Raw genomic sequence first — 19,751 nt, 5'->3', positions numbered from 1 at the left:
GGGTTGTCGAGCCGTGTTCGCCAGCGTCCTGCTCTTCGACCTCCGCCTTCCGCTCGCCGACTCCCTGAAGGCCAAGCGGGCGATCATCACCCCCATCCTCGAAGGCGCCCGGCGCCGGCACCGGGTGGCGGTGAGCGAGGTCGGCCTCCAGGACGAGTGGCGCCGCAGCGAGCTGGCCTTCGCCACGGTGGCGTCCAGCGAGACCCAGGCCCGCGAGGTCCTCGACGCGGTGGAACGGTTCGTGTGGTCGTTCCCCGAGGTCGAGGTCGTCGAGTCCTGGCGTCGATGGCTCGACGACGAGGAGGACGGCTCATGAAGAAGCGGCAGACGGCCCGGGACTACCCCCGCACCGCCCGGCTGAACACGTTGGTCCGCGAGATCGTGGCCGACGAGCTCGAGCGGATCGACGACGAGCGGCTCGACCTCGTGACCCTGACCTCGGTGGTCGTCGACGGCGACCTCTCCCGTGCCGTCGTGTACTACGACCACTCGCGCGGCGAGGACGCCGACGAGGAGATCGCCCAGGCGTTCAGCGACGCCCGCAAGCGCCTGCAGGGCGCAGTCGGTCGCCAGACCACCTTCAAGCGCACCCCCGAGCTGCGCTTCGAGGCCGACGGCGTCCTCCGGGACGCGCTGCGCATCGACGAGGTGCTGCAGGGGCTGCGCAACGAGCCGCCGGTGCCGCCGGTCGACCCCACCCCCTACGCCGACGACGTCGACGTCCCCTGATGGGGCGCCGCGGCGGGCCCCACACCGGGCCCGACGGCCTCGTCGTCGTCGACAAGCCGGCGGGCTGGACCAGCCACGACGTCGTCGCCAAGTCGCGAGGCCTGCTCGGCACCCGCAAGGTCGGCCACGCCGGCACGCTCGACCCCGACGCCACGGGGGTCCTCCTGCTCGGCGTCGGCCGCGCCACCAAGCTCCTGCGCTTCCTCTCACCGCTGGGCAAGGCCTACGTGGGCGAGGTGCAGCTGGGGACCGAGACGAGCACGCTCGACGCCGCCGGTGAGGTCACGGCCACCTTCGACATGGCGGGGACCACCCTCGACCAGGTGCGGGCGGCGTCGCTGGCCTTCGTGGGGCCCATCGAGCAGATCCCGCCGATGGTCTCGGCGGTCAAGATCGACGGCAAGCGGCTGCACGAGCTGGCTCGCCAGGGCATCGAGGTCGAGCGTCCGCCCCGGCCGGTCACGGTGCACTCGCTGGAGGTGCTGCCCGGCCCCGAGGGTGACGACCTGGTGTTCACCCTGGCCGTCAGCTGCTCCTCCGGCACCTACATCCGGACGCTCGCCGCCGACATCGGCACCGCGCTCGGCGGCGGGGCGCACCTGCGCACGCTGCGCCGGACCTCGGTCGGGCCGTTCACCCTCGCCGACGCCGTGCCGCTGGAGCAGGTCGACGCCGAGCGCGTCCTGCCCATGACCGATGCCGTGCGCCACCTCGACCAGGTGGCCGTCGACGAGGTCCGGGCCGCCGACGTGGCCGTCGGCAAGGTGCTGGCCCTCGACGAGCTCGGCGTCGACGGCGACGGCCCGTGGGCGGTCCTCGGTCCCTCCGGGTCCCTCTTGGCGGTGTACGAGCCGTTCCGCACCGGTACCGCCAAGCCCTCGCTCGTCATCCCGGCCTGACCCGCCACCACGGAGCGGGGGCCCGGCGGCGTCGTGCATCGGCCGGGTGCGACATGGAACGATGCAAGCGATGACCGGCTTCGACTACGACGTCCTGGTGGTGGGCTCCGGGTTCGGGGGCAGCGTCACCGCGCTGCGGGCCACCGAGAAGGGCTATCGGGTGGGGGTGCTCGAGGCGGGCCGCCGGTTCGACACCACGACCCTGCCGAAGACGAGCTGGCAGCTCCGGCGCTTCCTGTGGGCGCCCAAGCTCGGCCTGCGGGGCATCCAGCGGATCACCCCGCTCAAGGACATCGCCGTGCTCTCGGGCGCCGGGGTCGGTGGCGGGTCCCTCGTCTACGCCAACACGCTCTACGAGCCGCTCGACCCGTTCTACGTCGACCCCCAGTGGGGGGGCCATCACCGACTGGCGAGCGGAGCTGGCGCCCCACTACGACCAGGCGCGGCGCATGCTCGGGGTCGAGGAGACCCCCGCCGACACCCCGGCCGACGGCTACCTGCAGCAGCTCGCCACCCGCCTCGGGGTGGCCGACACCTACCACCGCACGCCGGTCGGGGTCTGGTTCGGGAAGCCGGGCGAGCGGGTGGCGGACCCGTACTTCGGCGGCGAGGGGCCCGACAAGGTCGGCTGCACCCACTGCGGCAGCTGCATGGTCGGCTGCCGGGTGGGGGCGAAGAACACCCTCGACCGCAACTACCTGTACCTGGCCGAGAAGCGGGGTGCCGAGGTCCACCCCGACACCCAGGTCACCGACCTCGAGCCGCTGCCCGGCGGCGGCTGGCGGGTGACCACCGCCAAGCCCGGTGCCTGGTCCCGCGCCACCGCCCGCAGCCGGACGCTCACCGCGGAGCGGGTGGTCCTCTCCGCCGGCGTGCTCGGCACCGTGAAGCTGCTGCTCCGCCTGCGCGACCAGGGCCGGCTGCCGAACCTCTCGGATCGGCTGGGCGACGTCGTCCGCACCAACAGCGAGGCGATCGTGGGGGCGTCGGGCCCGACGGTCCGGCCCGAGCTCACCCGCGGCGTGGCCATCACGTCGTCGATCCACCCGGACGAGAGCACCCACATCGAGCCCTGCCGGTACCCGCCGGGCTCCAACGCCATGGGCCTGCTCACCACCGTCCTGGTCGACGGCGGTGGGCGGGTGCCGCGCCAGGTCCGGTTCCTCGGCGCGATCGTGCGCCACCCCGTGCGGTTCCTCCGCTCGCTGTCGGTCCACCGCTGGTCCGAGCGGTCGATGATCCTGCTGGTGATGCAGAGCCGGGACAACAGCATCGCCCTGCGCCGGCACCCGCGGCTCGGCACCCTCGTCACCCGGCCCGGCCACGGCGAGCCCAACCCCACCTACCTGCCGGTGGCCAACGACGCGGCGCGCGAGGTGGCCGACCTGCTCGGCGGGCAGGCCTGGGGCGCGTGGAACGAGACCCTGCTCGGCGCGCCCACCACCGCCCACATCCTCGGTGGCTGCCCGATCGGCGCCGACCCCGAGGCCGGCGTCATCGACGCCTACCAGCGCGTCTACGGCTACGAGGGCCTCTCGGTGGCCGACGGGTCGGCGGTGTCGGCGAACCTCGGCGTCAACCCCTCGCTGACCATCACCGCCATGACCGAGCGGGCCATGAGCCTCTGGCCCAACCACGGCGAGGTCGACCCTCGACCGCCGCTCGGCGCCCCCTACGAGCGCCTCGACCGCGTGCCGCCGCGCACCCCTGCGGTGCCCGTCGGCGCGCCGGCCGCCCTGCGACCGGCCTGAGCGGGCGACCGGGGACCGACGTGGACCAGCAGCAGGCGGCGCTACCCCGGGACCCGACCGCACGGTCGCCGCTGCTGGCCGGGCTGACGCCGTACTCGGTGCTCGGCGACCTCGGCACGCTCGCCGTGCTGGTGTTCCTCGGGCTGGCGGTCTACGGCGAGGTGTCCCGCGAGCGTTGGGCGATCTGGACCCTGGCGTCGGTCGCGGTGGTGGCCGTCCGCCACACCGTCAGCCGGGCCAACCAGGTCGACGGGGCGGCCATCGACCCCCGGGGTCGCTCGGCCCTGGTGTTCGCCGGGCTGTCCTTCGCCCTCGGGGCGTGGGTGTCGGCCTTCTGGATCTTCGTGGCGCCCCGGGACGATGCGGTGCTGCTCGGCGTCGTGTTGGTGGCCACCGTGGTCTGGTGGACGACGGCGGCCACGATCCTCGCCGCCCTGCCCCTGTCGTTCCTCAGCCTGTCCGCCTCGCTGTGGGTCGGGCCCACCTGGGTGGGGCTGTCCGACGAGGCCTCGGCCTGGAACGGTCGGGTGTGGATGCTGGGCCTCCTGCTGGTGGCCATGGGGGCGATCTACGTCGACCGGCGACGATCGCTGCTGCGCCTGGTGCGGACCGGGGCCGAGCTCGACGCCCGGGCCGCCGAGCTGGCGCTGGCCTTCGAGACCATGTCCGACGGGGTCCTGGTCACCACCGGGCCCCACATCGTGCGCACGAACCGCGCCGCGGCCGCGCTGCTGCGCCGACCCGTCGAGGAGATCCGCGGCGAGACGCTGGCCTCCCTCCTCGGTGCTGGGGCGGCAGCGCTCGAGGTGGGTGCGCCGGCCCACGTCGAGGTCCTGCGACGCGACGGCTCCGAGCGCGTCCTCGAGGTCGAGGGCCGCACCGGGCCCGGGTCGGAGATCACGGTCTGGGTGTGCCGCGACGTCACGGACCAGGCCGCCAAGGAGGCCGAGATCCGCGACCTCATCGAGCGAGACGACCTGACGGGCCTGGTCAACCGCCGGGCCATGCTCGACGGGCTCGACCGCTCGCTCGGGCAGGGCCCCGTGGTGGTCCTGGTCGTCGACGTCGACGACTTCAAGGGCGTCAACGATGCGCACGGCCACCGGGTGGGCGACGAGGTCCTCGAGGCCGTCGCCCGCCGCCTGGTCGACCTGGTCGGGTCGCACGGCACCGTCGCCCGGCCGGGCGGGGACGAGTTCGTCGTGGTGGCGACGGCGCCGGAGGTGGGCGACGGCACCACCCTGGCCGAGGCGATCGTGGTGGCCGGCCGGTCCCCGGTCGTGGTCGACGGGCATCCGCTCGCCGCCACGCTCTCGGTGGGCGTGGCGCAGGGAGCCCGGTACGCCGACCGGCCGACCCTGCTGCACCGCGCGGACCTGGCCATGTACCAGGCCAAGCGCGACGGGCGCGACGCCTGGCGCTCGTCGCGCCCGCTCGCCGGCGGCCCGCCGCCCCGCTGACGCCGGGCCCGGCATGGGTACGCTCGCCGCGCGGTCGGGTGGTCCGATCGGGTGGGGCGAGGGTAGGGGGCCGGCTGTGCTGATCGTCGCTGCAGGGGTCGTGGCCGGGTTGATGGTGCTCACCTGGGTGGTGAGCCTCCTCGTGCACGACGCATCGATCGTCGACATCATCTGGGGCGCAGCCTTCGTGGTGGTGACCGCAGCCGTGGCGGCGCTCGCCGACGGCGTCGGAGCCCGTCGGGTCCTGTTGCTGGTGATGGTGGCGGTCTGGGGGCTGCGGCTGAGCGGCTACCTCGCCCGTCGCAACCTCGGCCACGGCGAGGACTACCGCTACCAGGCCATGCGCAAGAGGTACGGCGAGCGGTTCGGGCTCATCAGCCTGGTCGTCGTCTTCGGCCTGCAGGGGGTGCTGGTGTGGGTGGTGTCGCTCCCCGTCCAGCTCGCGGTCTCGGCCGACCGTCCCGCCGGCCTCGGCCCGCTGGCGGCGCTCGGGGTGCTGCTCTGGCTGGTGGGGCTGTTCTTCGAAGCGGTGGGCGACGCCCAGCTGGCCCGGTTCAAGGCCGATCCCGCCAACCAGGGCCAGGTCATGGACCAAGGCCTGTGGCGGTTGACCCGGCACCCCAACTACTTCGGCGACTTCTGCGTCTGGTGGGGCATCTTCCTGGTGGCCGCCGAGACCGGCCCGGGCCGCTTCGGGGTGATCGGCCCGCTGGTGATGTCGTTCCTGCTGCTGCGGGTGTCGGGGGTGGCCATGCTCGAGAAGACCATCGGGAAGCGTCGCCCGGGCTACGCCGAGTACGTCGCTCGGACGAGCGCCTTCTTCCCCCGCCCGCCCAAGGCCGTCCCGGCCGACTGATCGCCCCCGGGGCCCGCTCAGGTCCGGGCGTGCACCGAGACCTGGTAGCGGTCGCCGGGGTGCCACGGTCCGCGGTCCCAGGTCGACCAGCGATCCACCAGGGCGAGGCCGGCTGCCGCGGCGTCTCGATCGAGGTCGGCCGGGCCGTAGCCGTCGCCCCGCACGGTGAAGCCGGCCACGAGCAGCCCCCGTGGCTGCAGGGTCGCCGCGGTGGCGGCGACGACGGCGGCCTCCGTGCCGGGGTCGACGAAGATCAGCACGTTCCCGGCGAGCACCGCGAGGTCGTAGCGCTCGTCGGTCCGGAACGCCGCCAGGTCGGATTGGTGCCAGTCGAGGTCCGGCGCCTTCTCCCGGGCGGCGGCGAGCATGGCCGGGTCCAGGTCGACGCCGGTGACGGCGAAGCCCCGGCGGGCGAGCTCGATGGCCACCCGGCCGGTGCCGCAGCCGGCGTCGAGCACCCGCCGGCCCGGGCTCAGCGCGGCGACGAGGGTGGCCTCGCCGTGCACGTCGGCCCCGGACGCCGCGAGGCGCTCGAAGCCGGCGTCGTAGGTGGCGCCGCGGGGGACGCCGGGGTCGTCGGTCCAGCGAGAACCGCTCACCCGCAGGTCACTCGTGGATCTGCTGGGCCAGGTAGTTCTCGACGCCGATGGTGGCGATCACGTGGAGCTGGCCCTCGAGCCAGTCGGCGTGGCTCTCCTCGTCGACCAAGCGGTGCTCGAGCAGCTCCCGGGTGCCGTTGTCGCCCTTGGCCACGGCCAGGGCGACGCCACGGTTGTAGCGCTCGATGGCCTCGGTCTCGGTCTGCAGCTCCAGCGCGAGTTGCTCCGGCACCGTCTCGCCCACGCGGACGGGGTTGTAGCGCTGCAGGTTGGGCGTGCCGTCGAGGTACAGGATCCGGTCGATCAGCTTGTCGGCGTCCTCCATCTCCTCGATGGACTCGCGCCGGGCCACCGCCGCCAGCTTCGGGAAGCCCCAGTTCGACCGCATCTTGGCGTGGATGAAGTACTGGTTGATCGCCGTGAGCTCGGCGGTGAGCACCTCGTTCAACAGCTCGAGGATCTCGGGGTCACCTTGCATGTCTCTGCCTCCAACGGCGTTCGCTTCGCCCGGAACCGTAGCGACCCGGCCCGGTGGTTGGGGTGCTTGACCCGGCGGGTGCAGGGCGGTGGATGCCCTGGTGGGGGCGGCCCTGAACGACGGGTGCGGGCGTGGTGGCCCGGGCGCCGGTCGGCTCGGAGCAGCCGGTCAGGCTGCGGCGAAGGCCCGGCGGATGCTGACGCCGGCCTCGGCGAGGAGGGCATCGATGACCGGGCGGCAGCCGCCGCAGCGGGTGCCGGCGTCGCAGCGCGCGGCGACGTCGTCGGCATCCAGGGCCCCGGTCAGGATCTCCGCTCGGATCTCCCGATCGCTCACCACGTTGCAATGACAGACGACCATCGGTTGGTAAGTCTGCCTAACCGGGTCTGCGATGTCAACGACACCTGTGTCCGTAGGCGGCACACCCACCTGAACGGGTGAGGGCGGCCCCGGGCGGCCGACGTCCGCCGGAGCGGTCCGCGGGTCGCAGGTGGTGGGGGTACGGTCCGTGCACCGTCGAACGAAGGGGAACCAGCGATGCCGCAACAGGTCCGAGCCGTGGTGGCCAAGGCGAAGGGGGCGCCGGTGTCGGTGGAGCTCATCGAGGTCCCCGACCCGGGCCCCGGCGAGGTGCTGGTGCAGGTGCAGGCGTGCGGTGTGTGCCACACCGACCTGCACTACCGCGAGGGCGGCATCAACGACGACTTCCCGTTCCTGCTCGGCCACGAGGCCGCAGGCATCGTCGAGTCGGTCGGACCGGACGTCACCGAGGTGGCCCCGGGGGACTTCGTGGTCCTGAACTGGCGGGCGGTCTGCGGCGAGTGCCGCTCCTGCCGGCGCGGCCGGCCGGAGTACTGCTTCGCCACCAACAACGCCACGCAGAAGATGACGCTCGACGGCAAGGCCCTGTCCCCGGCCCTGGGCATCGGCGCGTTCGCCGAGAAGACGCTGGTGGCCGCCGGGCAGGCCACCAAGGTCGACCCGCGGGCCAAGCCCGAGGCAGCCGGCCTGCTGGGCTGCGGGGTCATGGCCGGCCTCGGAGCCGCCATGTTCACCGGCGAGGTCGGACGGGGGGACTCCGTCGCCGTGTTCGGCTGCGGGGGCGTGGGCGACGCCGCCATCATGGGGGCCCGCCTGGCGGGCGCCGCCAAGATCATCGCCGTCGACCTCGACGCCGGGAAGCTGGAGCTGGCCAAGACCTTCGGGGCCACCCACACCGTGCTGGCCTCGGAGGTCGATCCGGTCGAGGCCATCCAGGCGCTCACCGACGGCAACGGCGCCGACGTGTGCATCGAGGCCGTCGGCAACCCGAAGGTGTTCGAGCAGGCCTTCTACGCCCGGGACCTCGCCGGCACCGTCGTCCAGGTCGGCGTGCCCAACCCCGAGATGCAGATCGAGCTGCCGATGATCGACTTCTTCGGTCGTGGGGGCCGGCTCAAGCCGTCCTGGTACGGCGACTGCCTGCCGAGCCGGGACTTCCCGATGCTGATCGACCTCTACCTGCAGGGCCGGCTCGACCTCGACCGGTTCGTCAGCGAGACCATCTCGCTCGACGACGTCGAGGAGGCGTTCCACCGCATGGAGCGGGGCGAGGTGCTGCGCTCCGTCGTGGTCATCGGCGACCGGGTGGCGGGCTGATGGCGGTGCGCATCGACAAGGTCGTCACCAGCGGGATCTTCTCGCTCGACGGCGGGGACTTCGAGGTGGACAACAACATCTGGATCGTCGGGGACGACGAGCAGGTGGTGGTCATCGACGCCGCCCACGACCACGAGCCCATCGTCGCCGGCGTCGCCGGGCGCGAGGTGGTGGCGGTCGTGTGCACCCACGGCCACAACGACCACATCAACGTGGCCGCCGCGCTCGCCGACGCCGTCGGGGCGCCGATCTGGGTCCATCCGGACGACACCATGCTCTGGGACGTGGTGAACCCCGACCGTCCGGCCGACGCACCGCTGGCCGACGGGCAGCGCATCGAGGTGGGCGGCACCACCCTCGAGGTGCTGCACACCCCGGGCCACAGCCCGGGCGGGTGCTGCCTGTACGACGCCGCCGACGGCGTCCTCTTCTCCGGCGACACCCTCTTCAACGGCGGCCCCGGGGCCACCGGTCGCTCGTTCAGCGACGAGTCGGTGATCCTCCGCTCCATCGCCGACCGGCTGCTCGTGCTCCCCGACGAGACCATCGTGCACACCGGCCACGGTGACGACACGTCGGTCGGCGCGGAGCGGGCCGGCGTCCTCGCGGCGCTCGACGGGTCGGGCCCTGACGACGGCTGACGCCTTCGATCCCGGTCGCTCCGGCGGCCTCCGGCGGGCCTCGCCGGGAGCTCGGCTGGCTCGTCGTGCGGCTCCTTCGTCGCTGGAGGGTCGGCGATCGTCCGCTCTCCCTTCCGCTCTCGGGACTCGCTTCGCGTCGTCCCGGGCCGCTCGGGCCCGCTCGCCTTCGGCGAACGCCGTTGCTCGCTGCACGGGGCCTTGGGTGCGAGCGGGCCTGGGCCAGGGTCCTTCCTCACCCCTCGTTGCGCTGGTCCGTTCGCACCCTGCGCGCCGCGCGCGGCCTAGAGCGCTTGCTCCTTGGCCCAGCGGTAGTCGGCCTTGCCTGCCGGGGAGCGCTGGAGCTCGGGGCGGAAGACGAAGGACTTCGGGAGCTTGTAGCGGGCGATGTGGCGTTGGGCCTCGGCGAGGAGCTCCTCCTCGGTCACGGTGGCGCCCTCGGCGAGCTGGACGATGGCGACCACCTCGGAGCCCCAGCGCTCGCTGGGGCGGCCGACGACGATGACGTCGTAGACGGCGGGGTGGTGGGCGAGGGCCTGCTCGACCTCCTCCGCGTAGATCTTCTCGCCGCCGGAGTTGATGGTGACCGAGTCGCGGCCCAGCAGCTCGATGACGCCGTCGGCGCGCCAGTTGGCCCGGTCGCCGGGGACGGCGAAGCGGGTGCCGTCGATGACGGGGAAGGTGGCGGCGGTCTTGGCGGCGTCGCCGAGGTAGCCGAGCGGGACGTGGCCGCGCTGGGCCAGCCAGCCGGTCTCGTCCGCCCCCGGGGCGAGCTCGTGGGCCAGGTCGGCGCTCACCACCGAGGTCTCGGGGCCCGGGTCGAAGGTGCCGGTGGAGGTGGCGCCCTTCGCGGAGGTGTGGCCCATCTGGGCGCCGGTCTCGCTCGAGCCGACGGCGTCGAGGACGACGGCGTGGGGGACCACCTCGAGGAACCGGTCCTTCAGCGTGGAGCCCAGGGCGGCGCCGCCGCTCACGAGGGCCAGGAGGCCGGACAGGTCGTAGGGGTGGCGCTCGAGCTCGTCGACCAGCGGCCGGCCCATGGCGTCGCCGACGATCTGGAGGGTGAGGACCTTCTCCCGCTCGACGGTGGACCACACGTCGACGGGGTCGAGGTGGGTGGGATCGCTCACGAACACGAGCGTGTTGCCGCCGGTGAACCCGGTGAACGTGGCCCACTGGGCGGCGCCGTGCATCAGGGGCGCCACCGACATCATGCGGGCCCCGCCGTTGCGAGAGGCCTCGACGATGGCGTCGAGCGACGTGAACGCCTCCTTCTGGCCGAAGGGCCGGCCGCCCATGGCGCCGATGAAGATGTCGTGCTGGCGCCAGAGCACGCCCTTGGGCATGCCGGTGGTGCCGCCGGTGTAGAGGATGTAGAGGTCGTCGGGGGACCAGGCCAGGTCGAGCGGCTCGGTGGAGCCCTCGGCGAGGAGGTCCTCGTAGGCGACGGCGCCGGGCAGCAGGTCGTGGCCGGACCCGTCGGGCACCTGTACCAGGAGGGCGACGTCGGGCAGCTCGGGAAGGACCTCGGCGAGCGTCGGCGCGAAGGCCTCGTGGAAGACGATGATGCGGGTGCCGGCGTTGTCGAGCAGGTAGCGCAGCTCCTCGGCGACGTAGCGGTAGTTGACGTTGAACGGTGCCACCCGGGCCTTGAAGGCGCCGAGCATGGCCTCGATGTACTCCGGCCCGTTGTGCAGGTAGATCGCCAGGTGGTCCTGGCCCGACTCGTGGCCGGCCAGCTCCGAGCGCTCCCGGTGGGTGCCGAAGCCCCGGCCGACGAGGGCGTGGGCGAAGCGCCGGGTCCGGTCCGTGAGCTCCTGGTAGGTGAGCTGCCCGGCGCCGTGGATCACCGCCGGACGGTCGGGGTTGGCCGCAGCAACCGCTTCGTTCACCTGGGCGAGGTTGAAGGCCATGGGCCGCTCCTTGGAGATCTGACGGGGCGTCAGGACGTTAGCGCCCGAGGTCGCGGCCGGGCGGAGCCGCTCGGCCCGCAGGAGGCCTGAGCGGCGTCGGCTCGACACCTACACTCGTGCCGTCCCGCCCCGGCGGGGCTCGGGCTGGGTGTTTGGGGAGGGGATCGATGAACGTCGCGGATCTGGCGAAGGACCTCGGGGTGCCGCCATCGGCGGTCCTGGAGCGGTGCGCCCTGTTGTCGATCGACGCCGCGTGGGCCGGGGCCGACCTCAGCTCGGCCCAGGAGGAGGAGCTGCGAGCGGCGTTGGCCGCCGAGGCGCCCGATCCGACGCCGAGCGTCGAGGCGACGTCCGGCGAGCCACCGGTCGGCGAGTCGCCGGCCGGCGGCGGGGGCACGGGGTCCGAGGGCGGCGAGCGCGCCATCGGGGGCGCCCCCTGGGCGACGGGGGCCGTCGCCGTGGCCCCGACCGAGGGCGCGGCGAGCACCCCATCGGAGCCCGCACCGGCGGCGGCGGCCGTCGACGGGGATGCCGCAGGGGACCGCCCGGCTGCTCCGCCCGGCTTCTACGCCGCGACGCTCGCCATCGGCGAGGCCAGCGCCCTCGGCAACGGCCCGTCGCGCCGTCGAGCCATCGCCTCGGCCACGCCCCGACGCCTCGACCCGGCCATCCGCCCCGCGCTCGTCGCGCTCGTGGTGGCGCTCGTCGCCGCGGTGGTCGTCGACAACATCGCCAACGCCGCGGTGGTGCTGGTCGGCTGGATCCTCGTCGCCGCGATGCTGGTGGTGGCCATCTGGTCCGCCAACCGAGCTCGCTACCGCATCACCACCCACCCCGACCAGCGTTCGGGGTTGGCGATCGCGGTCGGTGCGCTCGTCGTGGGGCTCGTCGGCGCCGTCGTGCTGGGCGGCGCCATCTGGACGGTGGTCCGCTCGGCTCCTGCGGCGCAGGCGCCGGTCGGCCTGGGCGGGTTGCGGTCGGTGCAGGAGCTGCGCTGGGGCTACCAGCGCGTGCAGCTGATCGCGGACAACGGCTGGGAGCGGCCGGCCAAGGACGTCGACACCTGCTGGGAGCGCACTGGGGCCGGGAAGGGCAACGACGCCGACGAGCGGGTGGAGGTCGGTGGGCGCTCCACGAGCTGCGGCAGCGAGCACGAGTTCGAGGTCGTGCAGGTCGTCTCCGTCGACCACGATGCCGACAGCCCGTACCCCGGACCCGACCGCCTGAAGGCCATCGGCCGGGAGCGCTGCGCGGACGAGCTGGCTGCCCACGCGACCAAGGGGTCGAGGACCCACGTCGAGTACCCCACCCGCACGGGCTGGGCCGACGCCGACCACGACCTGACGTGCGTCGTCGAAGCCGCCCGGACGAAGCCGCTGGGGAGCTAGCCCGGCGGTCCCTGGACCTGTTCGCGGGCCCACGCGAGGTCCGCCTTGCCCGAGGGTCGGCGGGCGAGCTCGTCGACCACCACCAGCCGCCTCGGCACCTTGAACGGCGCCAGGTGGCCGCGGCAGTGGCGGTCGAGGTCGTCCGGGTCGAGGGCCACGCCGGGCCGCCCCTGGACCACTGCAGCCACCCGCTCGCCGAAGCGGTCGTCGGGCACGCCGACGACCACGGCGTCGAAGACGGCGGCGTGGTCCTTCAGCACGATCTCGACCTCCTCCGGGAACACCTTCTCCCCGCCGGTGTTGATGGACGACGACCCTCGCCCGAGGAGCGTGATCGACCCGTCGGCCTCGACCCGGGCCAGGTCGCCGGGCACCGCCCAGCGCTGGCCGTGGAGCTCGGTGAAGGTCTCGGCGCTGCCGGCCGGGTCGCCGTGGTAGCCGAGGGGGATGCGTCCCCGCCGGGCCAGGCGGCCGATGAGCCCGCTCCCGGGCGGGGCCGGCCGGCCGGCGTCGTCGAGCACCGCCGTGTTCTCGTCGACGTGGAAGCGGGGCAGCGAGGTCGCCACCTGCCCGGCCCACGACGGCATCTGGCCCTGCCCGCCCGTCTCGGAGGTGCCGTAGCCGTCGACGACGACCGCCCACGGGAGCTGCTCGAGCAGCTCCCGCCGGGTCCCCGGCGAGAGCACGGCGCCGCCCGAGAGGATCACCAGGAGCTCGTCGAGCTGCCACCGATCCGGCTCGGCGCGCAGCGCGTCGGCGAGCGGGCGCCCGAACGCGTCACCGACGATGGCCAGGAGCGTGGCGCCCTCCTGCTCGGCGAAGGTCCAGAGGCGGTCGGCGGCGAACGCCGGCCCGCCGTCGACGAGCACGGTGCCGCCGCCGAGCAGGGTGGTCAGGGCCATCCACTGGGCGGTCCCGTGGGTGAACGGCGATGCCGGCAGGCACCGCGAGCGGCCGTGGCGCGCGTGCTCGGCGACGTCAGACGGGGTGTCCGCCGGGTCGCCCCCGGAGCTCCCGCCGCCGAGCGCGGCGAACAGCAGGTCCTCGTGGCGCCACACGACGCCCTTGGGGAGCCCCGTGGTGCCCCCCGTGTAGAGCACGTAGCGGTCGTCGCCGCTGCGGACGACGTCCGGGCGGTGGCTCGGCGCAGCGGCGAGCGCAGCTTCGTAGTCGCTGCCGCGGGGGAGGAGGCGGGCATCGAGGCCGAGCTCGGCGGTGGCCACGCCGAGCCGCTCGGCCAGGTCGGGCTCGTGGATGACGACCACCGGCAGGGCATCGGCCAGCAGGTAGCGCAGCTCATCCGCGGTGTAGCGCGTGTTCAGGTTCACCGAGATCGCCCGGAGCTTGAAGGCGGCCAACATCGCCTCGAGGTACTCGGGGCCGTTGCGCAGGAGGAGCCCGACGTGGTCGCCCGGCCCGACCCCCAGGTCGCGAAGCGCATGGGCGAGCTGGTTCGCCCGCTCGTCGAGCTGGGCGTAGCGGAGCCGGGTCCCGTCGGCCACGACGGCCTCCCGGTCGCCCACGACGTCGGCGACCATCTCGAACAGGGTCCCCAGGTTCCAGCTGCCCACTGGGCGCGACGGTAGCGGTGGGCCCGCTCGGCCCGGAAACCCGCCCGGCCGCTCCGTTCAGGCTCCTTGACGCCTGCGCGCCAACGTCGCCTGACGCGACGGCCACCAGGGAGCCTGATCTTCGCCGTCAGCGGGTGCGAACCGGTGCTCGAGGCCCCACGATGGGGGGATGGACGCGCCGACGACCGCTGACCCGAGCACCGCTGCGGCCCCCGCCTCGCGCTTCCGGGCCCGGCCGCCGAGCGGCAGCCGCAAGCTGGGGGTGCGCCACCACGAGGAGCACGTCGGCCACCGGGCCTCCTGGCTGCGCGCCGGCGTGCTGGGCGCCAACGACGGCCTCCTCTCCACCGCCAGCCTCCTCGTCGGCGTGGCCTCGGCCTCGGCCGGGCGACCGGTCCTGCTCGCCACCGGGGTGGCGTCCATCGTGGCCGGCGCTGGTTCGATGGCCATCGGCGAGTACAGCTCGGTGTCCTCCCAGCGCGACGCCGAGCGTGCCGACCTCGAGGTGGAGGCCGAGGAGCTGCTGACCATGCCGCGCGCCGAGCTGGCCGAGCTCAGCACCATCTACGAGCGACGTGGCCTGCCCAAGGACCTGGCTCGAACCGTGGCCGAAGCCCTCACCGACCACGACGCCCTCACCGCCCACGCTCGCGACGAGCTCGGGCTCGACCCGGAGGACCTGGCCCGACCGCTCGAGGCGGCGATCACGTCGGCGGTGAGCTTCACCATCGGCGCGCTGGTGCCGCTCCTGGTGGTGCTGGCGGTGGGCGGGTCCGCCCGCATCGCGGCGGTGGTGGGGGCGGCCCTCGTGGGCCTGGCCGGCTTGGGAGCGGTGGGCGCTCGCCTCGGCGGCGCTCCGGTCCTGCGCCCCGCGCTGCGGGTGCTGCTCGGCGGGGCCGCCGCCCTGCTCGTGGCCTACCTCGTCGGCCAGCTGTTCGACGTCGCCGTCAGCTAGCGAGCGGGCCGCCACCACCGGTCGACCCGGCGATGGCGGCCGCCCGCAGGGGCCTCACTCGTAGTAGCGGAAGATGATCTCGCTGACGCAGGAGGGCTTGGGGGCGCCCTCGCACTCGAAGGTGAAGGTCATGTACACCTGGGCACCGCCGCCGCCGATGTCCTCGACGTTGGTGAGCTCGGCACCGAGGCGGAGCTTGGCGCCCACCGGCACGGGGGAGGGGAAGCGGACCTTGCCGGCGCCGTAGTTGACGCCCATCTTGATGCCCTCGACCCGCATGATCTGCGGCGCCAGGACCGGACCGAGCGAGAGGGTCAGGTAGCCGTGGGCGATCGGCCCGCCGAAGGGGCTCTCGGCCTTGGCCCGCTCCGGGTCGACGTGGATCCACTGGTGGTCGCCGGTGGCCTCCGCGAACGTGTTCACCCGCTCCTGGGTGATCTCCAGGTAGTCGGAGTAGCCGAGATGGGTGCCGACGAGGTCCTTCAGGCCGGCGATGCCTTGGATAACGGTGGTCATGGCGCCCAGTGTGGCACGGGTGACCTGACGGTCCGTCAGCGGCGGGCGGCCCGCCTCCGGTCGGGGATCAGGACCCGCGCATCCGCTTGCTGAGGTCGTTGAGCCGGGCCTTCTCGGCCTTGGTGAGCGAGTCGATCCCGCCGGCGCTGATGCGGTCGAGCAGGACGTCGAGCTCGGCCTGCTCCAGGGGCGTGGGGCCACCCGTGGGCGCGTTCCACGGCCCGGCGACGACGGCACCCTCGGACCGGCTGCGGCCCCGACCCGGGCGCCGCGCCTTGGGCCGCTTGGGCCGGGAGCTGCCGACCTGGCCGTAGGGCGACGGGGGTGGGCCGCCGAGGGCCCGGACCCGGGGGATGAAGCTGGCCACCTCGCACAGGCCCCGCTGGCGGGCGCCGATGACGCCGACGGCGATGACCAGGAGGAGCAGGACGATCTGGGCGTAGGCCCGGTTGCCGAGCAGCCCGAGCACCTCGATGGCCACGTAGGCGGCGGCGATCACCCAGGCCGGGATGCCGAAGAAGAACTTGGCGTTGGGGTTGTCGATCCCGAAGATCGTGATGAGGCCGAGCGTGAGCAGCGAGGTGCCGTAGCTGAAGGCGGACCACTTGCCGACGCTCGCGCTGTTCTCGTTGACGACCCCGAGGAGCGTGACGAGCACGGCCGGGATGACCGCCATGGCGGCGATCAGGGCGGTGAAGGGCTTGCGGCCGACCTGGTCCTCGACGACGTGGCCCAGGAACCAGAACACCGCCAGGCCGACCAGCACCCAGATGCTCAGCGGCGGGTTGGCCAGCGGCCAGGTGGCCAGCCGCCAGAGCTCGCCGTCGCGCACCAGGTCGGTCTGGAACGCCCCCTTGAACAAGGTGGCGGGGTCGGCGGCGTAGACCAGCATCGAGATCAGGCCCAGCCCGACGATCAGGGCGGTGGTGGTCACGTCGATGGACCTGACGCGGAACCAGCCGTCGCGCTGGCGGGGGTCGGGGAGGGAGAACGCGTACCGGCCGGACATGGTGAGAGGCTAGCGGTGCCCCCGCGAGCCCGGCCGCCGTCCACCGGGACGCGAGACTGGCCCGGCCGGCCCGCCGGGGCGGGCACCGTGCAGCGACCGGGGAGCACATGGGCGCAGACCTCGCAGGCGTGGTGCTGGCAGCGGGGGCGGGGCGCCGCCTCGCCCCGCTCACGCGGTTCCGTCCCAAGCCGCTGTGCCCGGTCGGCGGTCGAGCGCTGGTGGACCACGCGCTCGACCGCCTCGACCCGGTGGTGGCCCCCGACGCCATCGCCGCCAACCTGCACCACGGCGCCCAGCAGCTCGACGCCCACCTGCCCGCCTCGGTGCACCGGTCCTTCGAGCGCACGGTGGCGCTGGGCACGGCGGGGGCGCTCGGGGCCCTGCGCCCGTGGGTCGACGGGCGCGACGTCCTCGCCACCAACGCCGACGGGTGGTTCGGGCCGGGCCTCGACCTCGAGCCGTTCGTCGACGGCTGGGATCGGGAGCGGGTCCGACTGCTCTGCGTGACCGACGAGGCCCGCGGCGACTTCGGCTCCGCCCGCTACTGCGGGGTGGCGCTGCTGCCCTGGCGGGTGGTCGCCGGACTGGCCCCTGAGCCCTCGGGCCTGTACGAGGTCAGCTGGCGCGCCGAGGCCGCTGCAGGGCGCCTCGACCTCGTGGAAGCAGACCTGGAGTTCGTCGATTGCGGCACCCCGAGCGACTACCTGGAAGCCAACCTGGCGTCGTCAGGTGGACGATCCGTGGTGGATCCGAGCGCGCAGGTTCGGAGCGGAGCGGAGCTCACGCGCGTGGTGCTGTGGGAACACGCGGAAGTGCGCGAGACGGAGCGTCTGCTGGACACCATCCGTGGTGAAAGGTTCACTCTCCTCGTTCGTGGCCGATAGACAGGGACCCTTCCCCTCGCGGTCGAACCTGGTCCCGCACGCTCCGTGCGACCGCCAGATCGGCTCGGGCGGCGGGGTCCCCGACCATCGAGCCTGGCCCCCCTCCGGGGTGCCGACCCCGAGGAACCATGCGCCGACTCGCCCCCGCCCTGATCCTGTGGACCATCGCCTCCTCGGTGGCCGTCACCGGTGCGGTGGCGAGCGCGCAGGAAGCACCCAGGACGACGGCGTCGAGCGCGCCGACGACCACGGCGACCGCCACGGAGGGTGGCGGTGACGCCGGCCTCGCCGGGGCGGCCGACCTCCCGCCCGGGTTCACCGACGGCGAGCCCGTGGGCGGCACCGAGGCGCCGGACCCCGATCTCCCCGTGGCCTCCCCGGCACCGGCGGGCGAGGCGCCGACGGCTCGGACCAGCGCGGCCTCGTCCACCACGCTGCGGTACTTCGGCGACGGGCCCTGGGCGGCCATCAACGCCGCGACCGATGCCACCTCGCGCTGCTCGGGCCTGACCGGTCCCGAGCTCACGGCCCTCGTGGTCGCCCCCATCTTCAAGGAATCCTCGGCCGCCACCTCGCCGTCCAGCGCCCCGGCGCCCATGACGCTGTCGCGCTACGACGAGTGGAACGGCACCAGCGCCACGACGTCGAACCAGTCCGCCAACGGCACCCTCTACGCCTTCCGGGACCCGTACACCGCCTACCCCCGGGCGTTCTGGCACCCGGGCATCGGCATCTGGCAGTACGACAGCGCCGGCGTGGGCGCCCCCTACACCGCGATCGAGCGCATGGACACCCGGGTGGTGGCGGGCGACGTCGCCGCCGGCATGGCCGCCCGGTACTGCAGCCCCCCGACCAACGTCGTGGGCCACGGCGCGCCCTTCACCGACCAGGAGCGCCGCGACGCCGCGTGGTGGCCCTGGTGGGCCGGTTCCTCCACCCGCAGCTGCTCGCTGTGCCAGGCCGAGTACGCCAAGATGACCGCCTCGACCCCGTACTTCGCCAACGTCAGCTTGGTGCAGGGCATGTCGGCCACCGGCGGCGCCGTGAAGCGCTCGTGCACCCTCCCCGGCTCCACCGCGGCCGTCGAGTGCTGGTACGTGAACCCATCGGTGGGCGTCATCCAGGGCGCCACCGGGTGGGCGACGCTGGCTCCGGACGGGCGGGGGACCCCCACCGTCGCCCCCACGCCGCTGTCGAAGCCGTTCTACGTGATCAAGCGGAACGGCTACGAGGAGCGCCACTGGCTGAAGGCCGACACCGGCTACGACATCGACATCTCGGGCAAGCGCCTCCTGGGCAAGAACGAGCGGGTGCGGTCGAACCAGGCCGGCTCCGGGATCACCTGGTCGGCCTCGTCGGGCCTCTGCGACCTCACGGCGTCGCGCGGCTCCTGCGCCACCACGCCGGTCACGCCGCCGCCGGCCACGAACCCGGTGCCGGCCCCGGCCGGGATCAAGGCCACCACCGCGTCGGTCGGCGGCACCTACCGCCCCATCAGCTTCGACTACGACGGCGACGGCAAGGGCGACATCCTCTGGTACGCCCCGGGCGTGGCCGGCGACGCCCTGTGGCAGGGGCGGGGCTCGGGCCAGTTCGGCGACCGCAAGATCAACATCGGCAGCACCTACGAGGACGTGCTCCCGCTCGACGTCAACGGCGACGGGCGCGACGACCTGCTCTTCTACCAGCGCTCCACCGGGCGCTCGTTCCTCTGGTACTCCCGCGGCGACGGCACCTTCACCAGCGTCACCCTCTCGCCGGGGGCCGGACGCCAGCCGCTGATCGGCGACTTCGACGGCGACGGCGGCGACGACGTGTTCTGGTACGGCCCCGGCGCGGTGGCCGACTCGCTCTGGACGTGGAACGGGATCGGCTTCGACGCCCACGCCGACACGGTCAGCGGCGCCTACCAGCCGTTCGTCGGCGACTTCGACGGCAACGGGCTCGACGACATCTTCTGGTACGGCCCGGGGCCGAGCGCCGATCGGCTCTGGCTCCACGCCCGAGCGGGCGGCTACGTCAGCAAGGCGATCGCCGTCGGCGGCCCGTACACGCCGCTGGTGGGCGACTTCAACGGCGACCGCCAGGACGACGTGTTCTGGTACGCCCCGGGCACGGCGGCCGACTACTCGTGGTTCGCCACCGGCGCCGGCACCTTCAGCTCGACCGCGGTCACCGTGAGCGACAGCTACGAGCCGGTGGTGCTCGACCTCGACGGCGACCGGCGAGACGACATCGTGTGGCACAAGCCCAACGGCACCACCGACTTCTGGACGCGGTGGACCCCCACCCGGGACCGGAGCTCGATCACCCTGGCCACCAAGGCGCCCCACCAGGCGGTCCCCGGGTCCTTCTCGGCCGGCGGGGGAGACGGGATCTTCTGGTACGCCCCCGGCGCCACGATCGAGTCGATCTGGTACCGGTAGTGGCCTGGCCCCGCCTGCGCAGCCGTCGGGGCCGGCCGAGC

The 19,751-nt window shown here is 73.7% G+C and carries 18 protein-coding genes and 1 pseudogene; 12 read left to right on the top strand and 7 right to left on the bottom strand.

Annotation, left to right across the window (positions count from 1 at the left end; translation table 11 throughout):
• Positions 1-13 precede the first annotated feature (13 nt).
• The 6 genes and pseudogenes from KSP35_RS07260 (at position 14) to KSP35_RS07235 (ending at position 5,695) form a co-directional block, all read left to right on the top strand.
• Positions 14-316: a DUF503 domain-containing protein gene (locus tag KSP35_RS07260; protein WP_217000422.1), complete on the top strand. Its 303-nt coding sequence runs from the start codon at positions 14-16 to the stop codon at positions 314-316.
• Positions 313-729 (top strand): 30S ribosome-binding factor RbfA, encoded by a 417-nt coding sequence (gene rbfA, locus KSP35_RS07255; protein WP_217000420.1) that lies wholly within the window; start codon positions 313-315, stop codon positions 727-729. The genes KSP35_RS07260 and rbfA overlap by 4 nt, the downstream gene beginning before the upstream one ends.
• Positions 729-1,628, top strand: a complete 900-nt coding sequence (gene truB / locus KSP35_RS07250; RefSeq protein WP_217000418.1) for a tRNA pseudouridine(55) synthase TruB — start codon at positions 729-731, stop codon at positions 1,626-1,628. Before rbfA ends, truB begins: the two co-directional genes overlap by 1 nt.
• A gap of 61 nt (positions 1,629-1,689) precedes the next feature.
• Positions 1,690-3,379, top strand: a pseudogene (locus KSP35_RS07245) (GMC oxidoreductase).
• A 20-nt stretch (positions 3,380-3,399) separates the two neighbouring features.
• Positions 3,400-4,839 carry a GGDEF domain-containing protein gene (locus tag KSP35_RS07240; RefSeq protein WP_217000416.1) on the top strand — a complete coding sequence of 480 codons (1,440 nt, stop codon included), beginning with the start codon at positions 3,400-3,402 and terminating at the stop codon, positions 4,837-4,839.
• A gap of 76 nt (positions 4,840-4,915) precedes the next feature.
• The gene (locus KSP35_RS07235; RefSeq protein ID WP_254127027.1) at positions 4,916-5,695 is read left to right on the top strand and encodes a DUF1295 domain-containing protein; all 780 of its coding nucleotides are present in this window, start codon (positions 4,916-4,918) and stop codon (positions 5,693-5,695) included.
• A 17-nt stretch (positions 5,696-5,712) separates the two neighbouring features.
• Here KSP35_RS07235 and KSP35_RS07230 read toward each other — a convergent pair whose 3' ends face one another.
• From KSP35_RS07230 to KSP35_RS07220, 3 genes are all read right to left on the bottom strand, one after another.
• Entirely contained in the window at positions 5,713-6,294 is a 582-nt protein-coding gene (locus KSP35_RS07230) for a trans-aconitate 2-methyltransferase (RefSeq protein WP_217000412.1), read from the bottom strand.
• 7 nt (positions 6,295-6,301) lie between these two features.
• On the bottom strand, positions 6,302-6,772 hold the full coding sequence (gene bfr / locus KSP35_RS07225) for a bacterioferritin (protein ID WP_217000410.1): 471 nt from the start codon (positions 6,770-6,772) through the stop codon (positions 6,302-6,304).
• 168 nt (positions 6,773-6,940) lie between these two features.
• Positions 6,941-7,111, bottom strand: a complete 171-nt coding sequence (locus KSP35_RS07220) for a (2Fe-2S)-binding protein (protein ID WP_217000408.1) — start codon at positions 7,109-7,111, stop codon at positions 6,941-6,943.
• Between the two features lie 198 nt (positions 7,112-7,309).
• On the opposite strand from KSP35_RS07220, the gene KSP35_RS07215 reads away from it, so the two are divergent.
• Both KSP35_RS07215 and KSP35_RS07210 read left to right on the top strand, forming a co-directional pair.
• Positions 7,310-8,410 (top strand): S-(hydroxymethyl)mycothiol dehydrogenase, encoded by a 1,101-nt coding sequence (locus tag KSP35_RS07215; RefSeq protein ID WP_217000406.1) that lies wholly within the window; start codon positions 7,310-7,312, stop codon positions 8,408-8,410.
• Positions 8,410-9,051 (top strand): MBL fold metallo-hydrolase, encoded by a 642-nt coding sequence (locus KSP35_RS07210; RefSeq protein WP_217000404.1) that lies wholly within the window; start codon positions 8,410-8,412, stop codon positions 9,049-9,051. Before KSP35_RS07215 ends, KSP35_RS07210 begins: the two co-directional genes overlap by 1 nt.
• A gap of 281 nt (positions 9,052-9,332) precedes the next feature.
• Here KSP35_RS07210 and KSP35_RS07205 read toward each other — a convergent pair whose 3' ends face one another.
• Positions 9,333-10,961: an acyl-CoA synthetase gene (locus KSP35_RS07205; RefSeq protein WP_217000402.1), complete on the bottom strand. Its 1,629-nt coding sequence runs from the start codon at positions 10,959-10,961 to the stop codon at positions 9,333-9,335.
• A gap of 167 nt (positions 10,962-11,128) precedes the next feature.
• Here KSP35_RS07205 and KSP35_RS07200 point away from each other — a divergent pair, with 167 nt between their 5' ends.
• Positions 11,129-12,349 (top strand): septum formation family protein, encoded by a 1,221-nt coding sequence (locus KSP35_RS07200; RefSeq protein ID WP_217000400.1) that lies wholly within the window; start codon positions 11,129-11,131, stop codon positions 12,347-12,349.
• Here the strand turns inward: KSP35_RS07200 and KSP35_RS07195 are convergent.
• Positions 12,346-13,920: an AMP-binding protein gene (locus KSP35_RS07195; protein ID WP_217000398.1), complete on the bottom strand. Its 1,575-nt coding sequence runs from the start codon at positions 13,918-13,920 to the stop codon at positions 12,346-12,348. The two genes, KSP35_RS07200 and KSP35_RS07195, sit on opposite strands and share 4 nt — an antisense overlap.
• Before the next feature lie 169 nt (positions 13,921-14,089).
• Between KSP35_RS07195 and KSP35_RS07190 the strand changes: the two genes are divergently transcribed.
• Positions 14,090-14,875 carry a VIT family protein gene (locus KSP35_RS07190; RefSeq protein ID WP_217000396.1) on the top strand — a complete coding sequence of 262 codons (786 nt, stop codon included), beginning with the start codon at positions 14,090-14,092 and terminating at the stop codon, positions 14,873-14,875.
• 54 nt (positions 14,876-14,929) lie between these two features.
• Here the strand turns inward: KSP35_RS07190 and KSP35_RS07185 are convergent, their stop codons facing one another.
• Positions 14,930-15,391, bottom strand: a complete 462-nt coding sequence (locus KSP35_RS07185; protein ID WP_217000394.1) for a MaoC family dehydratase — start codon at positions 15,389-15,391, stop codon at positions 14,930-14,932.
• Positions 15,392-15,458: 67 nt separating this feature from the next.
• Positions 15,459-16,400, bottom strand: a complete 942-nt coding sequence (locus KSP35_RS07180; RefSeq protein WP_217000392.1) for a rhomboid family intramembrane serine protease — start codon at positions 16,398-16,400, stop codon at positions 15,459-15,461.
• Positions 16,401-16,507: 107 nt separating this feature from the next.
• On the opposite strand from KSP35_RS07180, the gene KSP35_RS07175 reads away from it, so the two are divergent.
• Positions 16,508-17,284 (top strand): sugar phosphate nucleotidyltransferase, encoded by a 777-nt coding sequence (locus tag KSP35_RS07175; RefSeq protein ID WP_217000390.1) that lies wholly within the window; start codon positions 16,508-16,510, stop codon positions 17,282-17,284.
• A 128-nt stretch (positions 17,285-17,412) separates the two neighbouring features.
• Positions 17,413-19,710 carry a VCBS repeat-containing protein gene (locus KSP35_RS07170; protein ID WP_217000388.1) on the top strand — a complete coding sequence of 766 codons (2,298 nt, stop codon included), beginning with the start codon at positions 17,413-17,415 and terminating at the stop codon, positions 19,708-19,710.
• The last annotated feature ends 41 nt before the right edge of the window (positions 19,711-19,751 follow it).

The organism is Aquihabitans sp. G128, from assembly GCF_019048865.1.
Classification (GTDB): domain Bacteria; phylum Actinomycetota; class Acidimicrobiia; order Acidimicrobiales; family Iamiaceae; genus Aquihabitans.
The sequence above is the reverse complement of the archived record's forward strand: the minus strand, read 5'-3'. Positions and strand labels throughout refer to the sequence as shown.